This window comes from Delftia sp. DT-2 (assembly GCF_028401915.1).
Lineage (GTDB): Bacteria > Pseudomonadota > Gammaproteobacteria > Burkholderiales > Burkholderiaceae_C > Comamonas > Comamonas tsuruhatensis.
In genome coordinates, this window is the sequence record NZ_JAQOTI010000006.1 from 185,514 (window position 1) to 200,022 (window position 14,509).

The window sequence follows — 14,509 nt, forward strand, 5'->3', positions numbered from 1 at the left end:
GGGTGTCCCTTGGTTCAGGATTGGATGCCCGACAGGGAGCGCTGCTGCGAGCGCTGCGCCAGGCTGATGAGGATGAAACTGGCCGTGCTCATGGCCAGGCTGGCGTAGATCGGCGTGTTGGCGGCCAATCCGTCGCGGACCATGAAGACCACTGCCGTGGCGCAGCCCAGCAGCATGCTGGCAATGGCGCCCGCCGTGGTGGCCCGGCGCCAGTAGATGGCGCCGATCAGCGGCACCAGCATGCCGCCCACGAGCAGGTTGTAGGCGGTGGTCAGGGCATTGAGCACGTCGTCCACCACCAGGGCGATGCCGAGCACGGCAAGGCCCACCAGCAGCGTCAGCAGCCGGTGCCAGCGCACATCGGCCAGCGGCTTGCCTTGCCGCAGCAGGGGCACGAGGTCTTCGGCCAGCACGGTGGAGCCCGCCAGCATGGCCGCGCTGGCGGTGGACATCATGGCGGCCAGCGCGGCAGCGATCACCAGGCCGCGGACGCCGTCCGGCAGGCTGGCCTGCACGATGGCGGCAAAGGCGTTGTTGGGGTTGTCCAGTTCCGGCAGCAGCACCCGCGCCGCCATGCCCACCAGGGCGCCGACCAGCCCGTAGACCACGCAGTACAGGCCGGCGAGGCTGCCCGCCACGGCGGCCACGCGTTCGCTGCGGGCCGTGAACACGCGCTGCCACACGTCCTGGCCGATCATGATTCCGAAGAAATAGATGACGAAGTAGGTGGCGATGGTGTCCCAGCCGATGTGTGTGACATCGAAGCTGGACGCAGGCAGCCGTGCAACCAGCTGGTCCCAGCCGCCCACGCGGTACAGGCAGATGGGCAGCAGGATCAGCATCAGGCCCGCGGTCTTGATCACGAACTGCACGATGTCCGTCAGCGTCAGCGACCACATGCCGCCCACGGCCGAGTAGATGACCACGACGCCACCGCCCACCAGGATGGAGATCCACAGAGGCAGGTCGAACAGCACCTGCATCACGGTGCCGATGGCGATCACCGACGTGGCCGCCAGCATCAGCGCATAGGCCAGCATCACCAGTGCGCTGGCCTGTTGGGTGCGGGCGCTGTAGCGCCGCTCCAGCACCTGGGTCACGGTGCAGATGCGCAGCCTGAGCAGGGGCTTGGCCAGGAACAGGTTCAGCACCAGCAGGCCCGCACCCAGAGCCGCGCACAACCACAAGCCCGAGATGCCGTACACGTAGCCCAGGCGTACCGTGCCCACCGTGCTGGCCCCGCCGATCACCGTGGCAGCCATGGTGCCCATGTACAGGCCCGGCCCGAGGTTGCGGCCCGCCACGAGAAAATCCTCCTGCGTCTTCGCGCGGCGCATGCCGTACCAGCCCAGCAGCAGCATGGCTGCCGCGTAGATCACTACCACCGAGATATCAAGCACCATGGTCTCTCTCCCCTTTTTGTTCCGACCCCGTGTGCAGGGTCCTTCTGAAACAGCGGTATTCACGCAAGTGAATGTCACGGACCGCCCCTCTTGTTCTGCGCTGGCGGCGTGCTCCGGTGAACCGAAGCGCGCCGCAACAGCCGTGAATGCTAGACAGCAGCCGGGCTTGCATCCATTTCAAGTTCCATCTACAAACATCGATGAACATCGATCTTTGCTGAGTGAAAACCCCATGCTCCATACCGTTTCAGATCTCGACCTGCGGCTGCTGCGCGTTTTTCTGGCCATCGTCGACGCGGGCGGTGTATCGGCTGCGCAGGCCATTCTTGGCGTGGGGCAGTCCACGCTCAGCAGCCAGCTGTCCACGCTGGAGACACGCCTGGGGTTCAGCCTGTGCGAGCGCGGGCGCGGCGGCTTTCGCCTGACGGCCAAGGGCCGGCGCTTCGTCGACCTGGCCCGCGCTGCGCTGCAGGGCCTGGAAGGATTCAGCGCGCAGGCGCGCAACATGCACCGGCAGCTGGTCGGCAGCCTGGCCATCGGCCTGATCGGCAATGCACCCACGGAATACAACGCGTTGATGGGGCGGGCCATACAGCGCTTTCGCCAGCGCGACGAGGCCGTGCGGCTGTCGGTGCTGGTGCGCGGGCCGCGCGAGCTGGAGGAAATGCTGCTGCGCGATGAGCTGCAGGTCGCCGTGGGCTATTTCCTGCACCGCGCCCCGGCGCTGGAATACACGCGGCTGTTCAGCGAAAGGCAGGTGGCCTATTGCAGCGCCAGCCATCCCTTTGCCGCGCGCGCGGGCCGCATCGGCGCGCAGGAGGCGGGCGAAGCCGACTGGACCTGGCGCACCTATCCGCTGCCGCAGGCGCCGCTGACGGGGCGCCCGCGCCATGTCACCTCGGAGGCGGACAACATGGAGGCGGCCGCCATCCTCATCCTGTCAGGTGCCCACCTGGGCTACCTGCCCGAGCACTACGCGGCGCCCTATGTGGCTGCCGGCCTGCTGCATGCGCTGGACGAATCCCTCTTCAGCTATGACGTGGACATCACCCTGGTGGCCAGGAAGCGCGCACGCCAGGACGACATCACGGCCGCCTTCACGGACGACATGCGTGCCGTGCTGTAGGGGAGCCGCGGCCCAGCGGCATCAGAACTGCAGCAGGCTCAGCGCAAACGGCAGGCTGAGCACGCCCAGCAGCGTGGACAGCGTGACCAGCCCCGCAACATATGAGCCGTTGTAGCCCATGCGCGCGGCCAGCACATAGCACGACGATGCGGTGGGCAGGGCCGAGAAGGCCATGAGGATCAGGGCCTGCGCACCGCTGAGGCCAAATGCCCGCACCATGGCATAGGCGATCAGCGGCTGCACCAGATGCCGCACGGCCAGCAGGCACACGGCCAGCAGCTTGCCGGCGGCCAGCGCGCCGAACTGCATGCCGGCGCCGGCCGACATCAGGCCCAGCGCGATGGAGGCTGCGCCTATGCGGGAGATCGAAGGCTCGATCAGCGCGGGCAGCTTCAGCCCCAGCGCGCTGAACACCAGGCCCGACAGCGTGCCCACGATCAGCGGATTGCGCACCAGTTGCCCCAGGAAATGCTGGTTGCTGCCGCGCGCCATGGGCCAGACGGCCGCGATATTGCACAGCGGCACGCTCACGCCGATCAGCACCGAGACGAACAGCAGGCCCTCAGGCCCCGCCAGCCGGCTGGCCAGCGCCAGGCCGATGAAGGAGTTGAAGCGAAACGCCACCTGCACGGCGCCGGCATGCTCGCGCACATCGATGCGGCCGCGCAGGCCCGGCCACCAGGGCAGGCTGTAGGCCAGGCCGATGCCGACCAGGGCCGCACACACGCCAGCGGCCAGCAAGTGGGAGGTGGCACCCCAGTCCACCGGGCTCTTGACGATGGAGTGGAACAGCAGCACGGGGAACAGCAGGTAGTACACCAGCGCCTCCACCGCCTGCCAGACCGTGCGGTTGAGCTGTGTGAAACGGCACAGCACGTAGCCAAGCACGATGAGCGAAAAATCGGGGAAGAGCAGCACGGCGTAGTTCACGGGGGCTGAGCATAAGCGCAACCCCGCAGTCGCCGCGTCTCCCGAGAAACCATGGCGCGAGGCTAGGGGTAAACACCGGGAAATCAGTGCTGCGACAAACTGTGACAACCGGGCCCCGGGCCTTAGCATCGCTGGGGTCCACACAGCCGATCCGAAAGCGCAGGTCCTGACGACCGTCAAGCGCGCAGCGGGCTCCAGGCCCCAACATGGCTGTTCCGTGGCAGCGTTTGCGAGCCTTCATTTCGCAGACCATCCATCCGCAGGCACGGCCTTGCGGATGTCCATGAAAACCTCTTCGTCAACACGACCCCCAAAAGGAGATCCTGTATGAATCGTCGCAGCTGGATGGGACTGACCCTGGTCCTCGCAAGCACCGGAGCCCTGGCCCAGGCCTACCCCACCAAGCCGATCAAGCTGGTGGTGCCCTTCGCCCCCGGTGGCACGACCGACATCATCGCCCGCGTGATCGCCGAACCCCTGACCAAGGAACTGGGCCAGCCCGTGGTGGTGGACAACCGCGGCGGCGGCGGTGGCGTCATCGGCGCCATGGAAACCGCGCGCTCGCAGCCCGATGGCTACAGCCTGGGCATCGCCACGGTCTCGACCACGGCGACCAACCCCGCGATCAATCCCAAGATCTCCTACAACACGCTGACGGACTTCACGCCCATCATCAACGTGGCGGCCACGCCCAACGTGATCGCGGTGAACCCCAAGTTCCCCGCCAAGGACTACAAGAGCTTCGAGGCCGAACTCAAGAAGTCCCAGGGCAAGTACTCCTATGCGTCCTCGGGCACGGGCGGCATCCAGCACATGCTGATGGAGCTGTACAAGAGCCTGACCAACACCTTCGTCACCCACATCCCCTACCGCGGCGCGGGCCCTGCGCTCAACGACGTGGTGGCGGGCCAGGTGCCCATGGTGCTGGACAACCTGCCCTCGGCCCTGCCGTTCATCAAGGACAACCGCCTGGTGCCCATCGTGGTGGCCGCGCCCCAGCGCCTGGCCGTGCTGCCCAATGTGCCCACCTTCAAGGAAGTGGGCCTGGAGCCGGTGAACCGCATGGCCTACTACGGCATCCTGGGCCCCAAGAACATGCCCAAGGACGTGGTGGACAAGATCAACGCCGCCGTGCGCAAGGTGCTGCAGGACCCGGCCGTGCGCAAGCGCATCGAGGACACGGGCTCCCTGGTCATCGGCAACTCGCCTGAAGAGTTCGCCAAGCAGATCAAGGAAGAGTACGAGACCTACAAGAAGGTGGTTGCCCAGCAAAAACTCACGCTGGAGTAAGCACCGCCCTGAGCGGTTGGATCAGAGCCCGAGGTTCCTTGCGGACCTCGGGTTTTTTCGTTGTAGGCTTGATGGGATGTCCCAAGTGCCCGCCGCTTCCATCGTGTCCCCCTCGGCTGCCGAAGCCGAACCTGCTGCCGATCCTGCATCCTGGCCCGCGCCGCTGCCGGCCAGCCTGGATGCGCTGGACCTGTTCATGGATGCGCTGCTGCTGGAGGACGGGCTGTCGCGCAATACGCTGGCGGCCTACCGCCGCGATCTGATGGCCTGGGGCCGGTGGCTGGCGCACCAGCGGCCGCCGCTGGCGCTGGATGCGGCGGGCGAGCTGGAACTGCAGGGCTATTTCGCGGTGCGGGTGGAGCAGACCAAGGCCAGTTCTTCCAACCGGCGGTTGACGGTGCTGCGCCGCTACTACCACTGGGCGCTGCGCGAGCAGCGCATTGCGGCCGATCCCACGGTGCGCATGCTGGCGGCACGGCAGCCGCCGCGCGTGCCGCATACGCTGACGCAGGCTCAGGTGGAGGCGCTGCTCAAGGCGCCCGATGTCGATACGCCGCTGGGCCTGCGTGACCGCGCCATGCTGGAGCTGATGTACGCCAGCGGCCTGCGCGTGAGCGAGCTGGTGGATCTGCCGATGCATGGCATCGATCTGCGCTCGGGCGTGCTGCGCGTGACCGGCAAGGGGCAAAAGGAAAGACTGGTGCCTTTCGGTCAGGAGGCACATTGGTGGCTGGAGCGCTATCTGGCCACGGCACGCGGCGCCATCCTGGGCGGGCAGCGCAGCGATGCGGTCTTCGTGACCCAGCGAGGGGCTGCGATGAGCCGCGTGATGTTCTGGGTCATCGTCAAGCGCTGTGCGCAGATGGCCGGCATTGCGGCACCGCTGTCGCCGCACACGCTGCGCCATGCCTTCGCCACGCATTTGCTCAACCACGGCGCTGACCTGCGCGTGGTGCAGATGCTGCTGGGCCATGCCGATATTTCCACCACCACCATCTACACCCATGTGGCGCGCGAGCGGCTCAAGGCCCTGCACGCTTTGCACCATCCGCGTGGTTGATTGGATGTGGTCGGTTCGCCGGATTGCCTATTTCTGGCGTTGAAACCGTCGAAGTGGCAAAGCCCGCCTCGGGGATATGTGCTTTGCACAACAATCACCGCCGTGTTCGATGTGTTTCTGCGGAGTTCTCGATGACTGATTTCCTGCGCCGGCATGTGCTGGTGACTTCCATGCTGGCGGCGACGGTGGCTGCCGCGGCCCTGCCGATGTCTGCGTCGGCTGCCGATGCGGCATGGCCCAGCCGGCCCATCCGCGTGGTGGTTTCCTACCCGGCCGGCGGCGTCAGCGATGTGGTAGCCCGCGCCCTGGGCGAGAAGCTGGCCGCCCGCCTGGGCCAGCCCGTGGTGGTGGACAACAAGGCCGGCGCCGGCGGCGCCATCGGCCTGGACCTGGTGGCCAAGGCCGCACCCGATGGCTACACGCTGGGCTTTTCCTCCATCAGCCCGCTGACGCTGAGCCCGCACCTGGGCAAGCCCCTGTTCGATCCGCAGCGCGACCTGGTGCCCGTGACCAGCGTGATGTACTCGCCCGTGCTGCTGCTGGGCACGGCCCGCTCCACGGCGGCCGACTTCAATGCGCTGGTGGCCCAGGCCAAGGCGCAGCCCGGCGAAGTGCGCTGGGCCACGGCCGGCCTGGCCTCGCTGGGCCACATCATGCTCGAGCAGATCATGCATGCCTCGCAGGTCCGGATCACGCACATTCCCTACAAGGGCGGCGGGCAGCAGCTCAATGACGGCCTGAGCGCGCAGTTCGAAGTGCTGTCCACCAATGCCGGCCCGGCCGTTTTGCAGCACATCAAGGCGGGCAAGTTCAAGGCCCTGGCCGTGGGCGCACCCCAGCGCCTGGAGTCGCTGCCCGGCGTTCCCACGCTGGCCGAACTGGGCTACAAGAGCGCCAACATGACCTCGGTGTTCGGCATCTTCGCGCCCGCTGGAACGCCTGCGCCCGTGCTGCAAAAGCTCAATGCCGAGATCAACCAGGTGCTGGCCCAGCCGGACATGCGCGCCAAGCTGGAGGCCACCGACAACGTGGCCATGGGCGGCAAGGCCGAGGACTTTGCACGCCAGATCGAGGCCGAGTCCCAGTCCAACGCGCGCATCATTCGCGCAGCCGGCATCAAGCTCAATTGATGGAGCGCAGGGCGCCACCGGCGCCCATGCAAAAAGGGCTTGCAGCCGTCATGGCCGCAAGCCCTTTATCTTTGGTGCCGGATGTGCGGGGCCCGCCTATGCCATGGGCTCGTCCGCCGTGAGATTGTCGGCCCAGGCCAGGGCCTGCAGATGCGCCCAGTTGACCTGGTGGTTGGACAGCTGCAGTGCATTGGCTGCGCGCGCGAAGCCTTCGTCATCGCCGCTTTCGCAGGCACGCGTCAGCTCCAGGAAGGGAGCGAACACGCCCTTGTTGTGCACCAGCGCATCGATCACGGGCTGGGGCAGGGCGATGGACTCCAGCGCCTTTTCCATGGGCTGGCCCAGCATCACGTCCAGCAGCGAGAACACGCCGACCACGAAGGCGTTGTCGCACTCCTCGGGCGAGAGCAGCTCGGCCGTCAGCAACTCCATCAGGCGCCCGCGCACCACGGCGGTCTGGCCCACGGCCGGCGGCGTGCCGCCCGCGCGCGAAGTGGTCAAAAGCAGGGCCGCCCAGCGGAACAGCTTCTTGAGGCCCAGGATCATCACCGCGTGGCGGAACGAGGTGATCTCGCACGACAGGCCGAAGCCCGAGGAGTTGATGAAGCGCAGCAGGTTGAAGGACAGCGTGGGATCCTTCTTGAGCAGGGCTTCGATCTCGTCCGTGCTGGCCTGCTGGCGCACCAGATTGATCAGCTGGATGATGGTGGCCTGCGTGGGGCGGATGGTGCGCGCCTGCACGAGTTGCGGCTGGGCGAACCAGAAGCCCTGGAACAGCCGCACGCCCAGGTCGCGCATGCGCTCGAACTGCTCGGAGGTCTCGACCTTTTCGGCCACGATCTGGGCGTTGGTATGGGCGCGCGCAAACTTCACCAGGGTCTCGGCATCGGCCAGTGCGAAGGTCTGCATGTCCAGCTTGATGAAGGCGGCCGCAGGCAGCCAGCTGGCATAGGCGCGGCGCAGCAGGTGCTGGTTGAAGGCCAGGCGGAAGCCGCGCTGGCGCAGGGCCTGGAAGGTGGGCAGGCGTTCCTCGATATCGGCAGCCGTGGCGTTCTCGCCCAGCGTGGGCACCTCCAGCACCACCTTGTCGGGGTGGATCAGTTCCAGGTGGCCGCCGGCCAGGCTGTCATGCGTGCAGTTGATGAAGACTGTCTTCTTGCCCACCAGCGCTTCGGCGCCCGCATACGACAGCGCGTTGAAGAGCAGGGCGGCATCGGAGGCAGCCGTGTGCGCATGCTGGGCCGTGGAGCGGTCGAAAAGCTCATAGCCGAAGACATCGCGCGCCTCGTTGACGATGGCCTGGCGCGCAATGACGGCCACCTGCCCGTCCTCCACCCCGGCTGGCAGGGGGGGCGGCGGAGCGGAGGAGTTGTCGTTGGTAGTCATTTGGAAGCTGAGAAAGATGGATGAGCGATGGCTTTCGATGGCGTTCTATAGCTTATAGCTATAGCGAGCTGTCTGCCAGTTGGTCGGTCCAGGCCAGGGCCTGCAGATGGGCCCAGTTGATCTGCTGGCTGCTCAGGCGCAGCGCGCCTGCGCTGCGGTGGAAGGCTGCATCGTCGCTGGCTTCGCAGGCCTGGGCCAGGATCAGCAGCTCGCCCAGCACGCCTTCGTGGCGCAGCACGGCGGCGGAGACGGCGTCGGGCACGGGGATCAGGCTCATGGCCACGTCCTGCGGCAGGTCCAGCATGCTGCCCAGCAGCGAGAAGATGCCGACGACGAAGGCCTGGTCGGAGTCTTCCTCGCTCAGCGATTCCTGGGCCAGCAGCTCCATCAGCCGCCCGCGGATCACGGCGGTCTGGCCGATGGCCGGCGGCGGGCCGCCGTTGCGCGATGCGGTCAGCAGCATGGCCGCCCAGCGGAACAGCTTCTTGAGGCCCATGAGCATCACGGCCTGGCGGAACGAGGTGATCTCGCGCTGCACGCCGAAGCCCACGGAATTGATCAGGCGCATCAGGTTGAAGGCCAGGCCCGCATCCTTCTTGAGCACATCCTCGATGGCATCGGTGCTGGCCTGCTGGCGCACCAGATTCAGCAGCTGGACAATGCTTTGCTGCGAGGGTGACAGCAGCTTGGTGCGCACCACCGTGGGCCGCGCGAACCAGAAGCCCTGGAACAGCTGTATGCCCAGGCGGCCCACCTGCTCATGCTGCTGGGCGCTTTCCACCTTCTCGGCGATCAGCTCGGCGCGCGTGTGGCGGCCGGCAAAATTGACCAGCACGGCCAACTGGTCAGGGGCCAGCACGGACAGGTCGAACTTGATGTAGTCGGCCAGGGGCAGCCAGGCTGCATAGGCGGACTCCAGCACCGTGTGATTGAAGGCCAGGTTGAAACCGCGTGCGCGCAGATTGCTGAGGATGGGCAGGCGGGCCTGTACCTCCTGCTGGGCGGCCAGGCCCAGCGGAGGTATCTCCAGCACCACCTTGTCGGGGTTGAGCAGCTCCAGATGCCCGCCGGCCAGGCTTTCATGCGTGCAGTTGACGAACATCAGCTTGGTGCCAACCAGATCTTCTTCGCCCGCATGCGACAGGGCCGTGAACACCAGGGACACATCCGAGGCCGCCGTATGGTCCGGGTAGGCGCGCGAACGGTTGAAAAGCTCATAGCCGATGATCTGCTGCACCCCGTTGACGATGGCCTGGCGCGCAATCATTCCCCGATCCGTGGACGCGGGGCTGGCCACAGGGGCATCGTTGAAGAGATGGACAGGCAATTCGGTCATGGAGTGTTCGGTCGAAGGGACACGGGAAGCAGCAGATCTGATTGTAGGAATGTTCTGAATAAATATGCCGACAGGCAGTGTCTGCTGGGACAAGTCCGATTGCGGAGTCGGACCCATCCTAGTTTGTAAACCATTGTGTGGCTTCACGAGCGGCCTGGGCCTGTCCGCAAGGCGCAGGCAGGCTTTCTTCAGACCTGATGCAACCAGGCCAGTTCAGTATCGGTGAAGCCTGCGGCGCGGCGTGCGCGTTCGTTGAAGGGCGGGCGCAGGCGCGGCGCCTCGTAGCGCAGGGTCAGCGCCTGGTAGTGGGCCTCGGGCTCCAGGCCTTCGCGCTCGCACAGCCAGCGGTACCAATGATTGCCTATGGCCACGTGGCCCACTTCCTCGCGCAAGATGATGTCGAGGATGTCCACCGCCGCCAGCGCATCGGGCGCGCGCGTGTTGCGCAGCTTGTTCTGGATCTGGGGCGTGGCGTCCAGGCCGCGCGCCTCCAGCGTGCGCGGCACCAGGGCCATGCGGGCCACCACGTCATGGGCGGTCTTCTCGCACATGGTCCACAGGCCCTGGTGGGCCGGGAAATCGCCGTAGTCGTGGCCCAGGTGCGCACGCAGATGCTCGCGCAGCAGGCGAAAGTGCTTGGCCTCCTCGGCGGCCACCTGCAGCCAGTCCAGGTAGTACTGCTGCGGCATGCCGTCAAAGCGCCAGACGGCGTCCAGCGCCAGATTGATGGCGTTGAACTCGATGTGGGCTATGGCGTGGATCAGCACGGCCCGGCCTTCCGGCGTCGCCGGCGAACGCCTTGCAACGGCGGTGTGGTGGCGCAGCTCGGGCCGCAGCGGGCGGCCCGGCAGGTCCGGCACGGGATCCGGCAGGGCCGGTGCCTGCGGTGCTATTGAATAAAGCGCCTGCCGCGCATACATGTCCAACGCGGCGGCGGCCTTTTCTTCGGGGTCCGTGAGGCACAAGACCTCAAGGGCGCGGTGACGTAACTCCATCCCTACAATTCTAGGTTTCCTGCCATCACCAATAATTGACGGAGACAAAGACCCATGGCGATCTATGAACTGGATGGAGTGGCCCCTGAAGTGGCGGCGTCGGCCTGGGTGGCCGACAGCGCCGAAGTGATGGGCAATGTGCAGCTGGCCGAAGACGCCAGCATCTGGTTCGGCGCCGTGCTGCGCGGCGACTGCGAGAGCATCACCATCGGTGAGGGCAGCAACATCCAGGACGCGAGCGTGCTGCATGCCGACCTGGGCAAGCCGCTGGTCGTGGGGCGCCACGTGACCGTGGGCCACCAGGTCATGCTGCATGGCTGCACCATTGGCGACGAGTCGCTGATAGGCATCGGTGCCGTGGTGCTCAACGGCGCGAAGATCGGCCGCAACTGCCTGGTCGGCGCAGGCGCCCTCATCACCGAAGGCAAGGAATTTCCCGATGGCTCGATGATCATCGGCAGCCCGGCCAAGGCCGTGCGCCAATTGACGCCCGAGCAGATCGAGGGCTTGCGCCGAAGCGCCCAACACTATGTCGACAATGCGCGCCGGTTCAAGACCGGGCTGCGCAAGCTGGGCTGAGCGAGGCCCGGCACTTTTTTACGGAATCCATCAGCGTGTCTGAACTGCATAAATTCATCTTCGAAGGCCTGCCCGTGCGCGGCTCCATCGTTCGCCTCACCGATGCCTGGCAGGAAATCCTGCAGCGCCGCGCGGGCAACGGCGAGACCGGCGCCTACCCCGCTGCCGTGAGCGAACTGCTGGGAGAAATGGCGGCTGCGGGCGTGCTCATGCAGTCCAATATCAAGTTCAACGGCGCCCTGGTCTTCCAGGTCATGGGCGATGGCCCGGTCAAGCTGGCTGTGGCCGAGGTGCAGTCCGATTTCGGCCTGCGCGCCACCGCCACCCTGATCGGCGACCCTCCCGAAGGCGCCACGCTGGAACAACTGCTCAATGTGCACGGCGGCGGCCGCTGCGCCATCACGCTGGACCCCAAGGGGCGCCAGCCGGGCCAGCAGCCCTACCAGGGCGTGGTGCCGCTGCAGGATGCGCAGGGCCGGCGCTTTACCAAGGTGTCCGACGCGCTGCAGCACTACATGCTGCAGTCGGAACAGCTGGACACCGTGCTGGTGCTGGCGGCCGACGACCAGGTGGCCGCCGGCCTGCTGATCCAGCGCATGCCGGTCAAGGGTGAGGCCAACCTGGCCGCTGCCACCGAAAGCGAGCAGTCGGGCCAGGATGCCATCGGGCTGAACGAGGACTATAACCGTATCGCCACGCTGGCCTCCAGCCTCACGCGCGACGAGCTGCTCACGCTGGATGTGGAGACCATACTGCGCCGCCTGTTCTGGGAAGAGAAGCTGATGCGCTTCGTGCCCCAGCAGGACGAGGAGCATCCGCGCTTTGCGTGCACCTGCAGCCGTGACCGTGTGGCGTCCATGCTGGTGTCGCTGGGCTCCGAAGAGGTGGAGAGCATCCTGGAGGAGCGCGGCAGCATCGAGGTGGGCTGTGACTTCTGCGGCAAGCAGTACGAATTCGATCCCATCGACGCAGCTCAGCTGTTCACCGAGGCCGGCAAGCAGCCGCCGACCTCGACGAACGTCCAGTAAATACGCCCGGCTTCAGTCTCGCCCGCTGCGCAGCGCGTCGAACAATCGCCGCTCGCAGTCCGGGTCGCTGCATTGCTCGCAGCCGTAGGGGCGAAGGCGGGCGCCGCGTTGCGCGGGGCTTGCGGGTAGCCAGGACCAGTCCATTTGCGGAGCCTTGAGCCTGAGCGACTCGGCCAGCTGTTGCCATTGCCGGGCGGTATTGCCGTAGAGCACCACGTAGTCGCGTGACTGGCTTTGCAATTGGTCGCGCCAATGCTGGAGCTGTGCGGCAGGGCCATCGCTCACCCCTTCGTGCTCGGTGACGGAGGCTCTCCAATCCAGTCCCAGCAGGTAGACGGCCCCATGTTCCGGCAGAGACTGCCCCGGCTCGGCCGCCAGGCATTGCCAGTCGGCAGGAGATGCTCCGTGGTGCCGCCAGGCCTGGCGCAGTGCATGGGCCATGGAAAGCGCTAGCGCGGGTGGCGATCCCAGAAGAATCACCGGGGGCGGGGGCAAGCGGTCTGTGTCCAAGTACCTGTCTCGGCTTGCGCGCAGGCCCGGGCAAGGGGCGCAGGCGCCTTGTTGCAAAAGCACAAGGCCGGCATGAAGCCGGCCTTGGTGCAGGAAATCCCAATCCTCAGCGCCGCACGATCTGCACGAAGATCTCGTTGGGCTTGACCATGCCCAGCTCGCTGCGGGCCTTTTCCTCGACCATGGCCAGGCCGTCCTTGAGGTCGTTGACCTCGGAGGCCAGGCGGTCATTCTCGGCTTTTTCCAGCGCGTTGGCCACGTTCTGGTCGTGGATCTGCTGCTGCAGTTCCTTGACGTAGGCCACGCTGCCATGGCCCAGCCACAGCTGCGCGTGCACGGCGGCGAGCAGGGCGAGCAGGACAAGGGGGACGACGCGGTTGACCATGGCAGCAGATGTTGCGGAAAGGAAAAAGGCTTGCAGGCCGGATGGCTTGCAAGCCTAACGCTTTTCAGCGCAGGTTGTAGAAAGCCTCGCGGCCGGGGTAGTGGGCGATGTCACCCAGGTCTTCCTCGATGCGCAGCAGCTGGTTGTACTTGGCGATGCGGTCCGAACGGCTCAGCGAGCCGGTCTTGATCTGGCCTGCGTTGGTGCCCACCGAGATGTCGGCAATCGTCGAATCCTCGGTTTCACCCGAGCGGTGCGAGATCACGGCCGTGTAGCCGGCGCGCTTGGCCATTTCGATGGCGGCGAAGGTTTCGGTCAGCGTGCCGATCTGGTTGATCTTGATCAGGATGGAGTTGGCGATCTTCTTGTCGATGCCTTCCTTCAGGATCTTGGTGTTGGTGACGAACAGGTCGTCGCCCACCAGCTGGACCTTGGCGGCCAGACGGTCGGTCAGGATCTTCCAGCCATCCCAGTCGCCTTCGGCCATGCCGTCCTCGATGGAGATGATGGGGTACTTGTCGCACCAGCCGGCCAGCATGTCGGTCCACTGGGTGGCGGTCAGCGTCAGGTTGCCTTCACCGGCCAGCACGTACATGCCGTCCTTGTAGAACTCGCTGGCGGCGCAGTCCAGGCCCAGGGCGATCTGTTCGCCGGCCTTGTAGCCTGCGTTTTCGATGGCCTGCAGGATCAGCTGGATGGCGGCTTCGTGGTTTTCCACGGAAGGCGCAAAACCGCCTTCGTCGCCCACGGCCGTGCTCATGCCCTTGTCGTGGATGATCTTCTTGAGCGCGTGGAAGACTTCGGCACCCCAGCGCACGGCTTCGCGGAACGAAGGCGCGCCCACGGGGATGATCATGAATTCCTGCAGGTCCAGGCTGTTGTTGGCGTGTGCGCCGCCGTTGATGACGTTCATCATCGGCACGGGCAGCTGCATGCCGCCCATGCCGCCCAGGTAGCGGTACAGCGGCAGGCCGGCCTCTTCGGCGGCGGCGCGGGCCACGGCCATGGAGACGGCCAGCATGGCGTTGGCGCCCAGGCGGCCCTTGTTGTCCGTGCCGTCCAGGTCGATCAGGGTTTTGTCCAGGAAGGCTTGCTCGGAGGCGTCCAGGCCCAGCACGGCTTCGGAGATTTCGGTGTTGATGTGCTCGACGGCCTTGAGCACGCCCTTGCCCAGGTAGCGGCTCTTGTCGCCGTCACGCAGCTCGATGGCTTCGCGCGAGCCGGTGGACGCGCCCGAAGGCACGGCGGCGCGGCCCATCACGCCCGATTCCAGCAGCACGTCGCACTCGACGGTGGGGTTGCCGCGGCTGTCCAGCACTTCGCGGCCTACGATGTCAACGATTGCACTCAA

The 14,509-nt window shown here is 66.2% G+C and carries 14 protein-coding genes; 6 read left to right on the top strand and 8 right to left on the bottom strand.

Going from position 1 to position 14,509, the window contains the following annotated elements; all coding sequences use genetic code 11:
• Nucleotides 1-14: 14 nt before the first annotated feature.
• Nucleotides 15-1,403: a sodium:solute symporter gene (locus PO605_RS12370; RefSeq protein ID WP_046240921.1), complete on the bottom strand. Its 1,389-nt coding sequence runs from the start codon at nucleotides 1,401-1,403 to the stop codon at nucleotides 15-17.
• Between the two features lie 232 nt (nucleotides 1,404-1,635).
• Here PO605_RS12370 and PO605_RS12375 point away from each other — a divergent pair, with 232 nt between their 5' ends.
• The gene (locus PO605_RS12375) at nucleotides 1,636-2,529 is read left to right on the top strand and encodes a LysR family transcriptional regulator (protein WP_047474865.1); all 894 of its coding nucleotides are present in this window, start codon (nucleotides 1,636-1,638) and stop codon (nucleotides 2,527-2,529) included.
• 21 nt (nucleotides 2,530-2,550) lie between these two features.
• On the opposite strand, the gene PO605_RS12380 is transcribed toward PO605_RS12375, so the two are convergent.
• Nucleotides 2,551-3,459 carry an AEC family transporter gene (locus tag PO605_RS12380; protein WP_047474864.1) on the bottom strand — a complete coding sequence of 303 codons (909 nt, stop codon included), beginning with the start codon at nucleotides 3,457-3,459 and terminating at the stop codon, nucleotides 2,551-2,553.
• 327 nt (nucleotides 3,460-3,786) lie between these two features.
• On the opposite strand from PO605_RS12380, the gene PO605_RS12385 reads away from it, so the two are divergent.
• The 3 genes from PO605_RS12385 (at nucleotide 3,787) to PO605_RS12395 (ending at nucleotide 6,939) form a co-directional block, all read left to right on the top strand.
• Nucleotides 3,787-4,749 (top strand): tripartite tricarboxylate transporter substrate binding protein BugE, encoded by a 963-nt coding sequence (locus PO605_RS12385; RefSeq protein ID WP_016447654.1) that lies wholly within the window; start codon nucleotides 3,787-3,789, stop codon nucleotides 4,747-4,749.
• 76 nt (nucleotides 4,750-4,825) lie between these two features.
• A complete protein-coding gene (gene xerD / locus PO605_RS12390; RefSeq protein ID WP_052195886.1) occupies nucleotides 4,826-5,809 on the top strand; it encodes a site-specific tyrosine recombinase XerD in 984 nt (327 codons plus the stop codon).
• Between the two features lie 131 nt (nucleotides 5,810-5,940).
• Nucleotides 5,941-6,939 (top strand): Bug family tripartite tricarboxylate transporter substrate binding protein, encoded by a 999-nt coding sequence (locus tag PO605_RS12395; protein ID WP_016447652.1) that lies wholly within the window; start codon nucleotides 5,941-5,943, stop codon nucleotides 6,937-6,939.
• A 96-nt stretch (nucleotides 6,940-7,035) separates the two neighbouring features.
• Here PO605_RS12395 and PO605_RS12400 read toward each other — a convergent pair whose 3' ends face one another.
• The 3 genes from PO605_RS12400 to PO605_RS12410 form a co-directional block, all read right to left on the bottom strand.
• Nucleotides 7,036-8,325 carry an EAL and HDOD domain-containing protein gene (locus PO605_RS12400; protein ID WP_016447651.1) on the bottom strand — a complete coding sequence of 430 codons (1,290 nt, stop codon included), beginning with the start codon at nucleotides 8,323-8,325 and terminating at the stop codon, nucleotides 7,036-7,038.
• Between the two features lie 58 nt (nucleotides 8,326-8,383).
• On the bottom strand, nucleotides 8,384-9,661 hold the full coding sequence (locus tag PO605_RS12405; RefSeq protein ID WP_016451246.1) for an EAL and HDOD domain-containing protein: 1,278 nt from the start codon (nucleotides 9,659-9,661) through the stop codon (nucleotides 8,384-8,386).
• A gap of 188 nt (nucleotides 9,662-9,849) precedes the next feature.
• Nucleotides 9,850-10,656 carry a ferritin-like domain-containing protein gene (locus tag PO605_RS12410; RefSeq protein ID WP_047474861.1) on the bottom strand — a complete coding sequence of 269 codons (807 nt, stop codon included), beginning with the start codon at nucleotides 10,654-10,656 and terminating at the stop codon, nucleotides 9,850-9,852.
• A 54-nt stretch (nucleotides 10,657-10,710) separates the two neighbouring features.
• On the opposite strand from PO605_RS12410, the gene PO605_RS12415 reads away from it, so the two are divergent.
• Nucleotides 10,711-11,235, top strand: coding sequence for a gamma carbonic anhydrase family protein (locus PO605_RS12415; RefSeq protein ID WP_016451248.1), 525 nt, complete (start codon nucleotides 10,711-10,713; stop codon nucleotides 11,233-11,235).
• Between the two features lie 35 nt (nucleotides 11,236-11,270).
• Nucleotides 11,271-12,263 carry an Hsp33 family molecular chaperone HslO gene (gene hslO, locus PO605_RS12420; RefSeq protein ID WP_017404370.1) on the top strand — a complete coding sequence of 331 codons (993 nt, stop codon included), beginning with the start codon at nucleotides 11,271-11,273 and terminating at the stop codon, nucleotides 12,261-12,263.
• 12 nt (nucleotides 12,264-12,275) lie between these two features.
• On the opposite strand, the gene PO605_RS12425 is transcribed toward hslO, so the two are convergent.
• From PO605_RS12425 to eno, 3 genes are all read right to left on the bottom strand, one after another.
• A complete protein-coding gene (locus PO605_RS12425; protein WP_046987553.1) occupies nucleotides 12,276-12,704 on the bottom strand; it encodes a hypothetical protein in 429 nt (142 codons plus the stop codon).
• A gap of 175 nt (nucleotides 12,705-12,879) precedes the next feature.
• Nucleotides 12,880-13,158 carry a cell division protein FtsB gene (ftsB, locus tag PO605_RS12430; protein ID WP_012206908.1) on the bottom strand — a complete coding sequence of 93 codons (279 nt, stop codon included), beginning with the start codon at nucleotides 13,156-13,158 and terminating at the stop codon, nucleotides 12,880-12,882.
• A gap of 64 nt (nucleotides 13,159-13,222) precedes the next feature.
• Nucleotides 13,223-14,509 carry a phosphopyruvate hydratase gene (eno, locus tag PO605_RS12435; protein WP_012206907.1) on the bottom strand — a complete coding sequence of 429 codons (1,287 nt, stop codon included), beginning with the start codon at nucleotides 14,507-14,509 and terminating at the stop codon, nucleotides 13,223-13,225.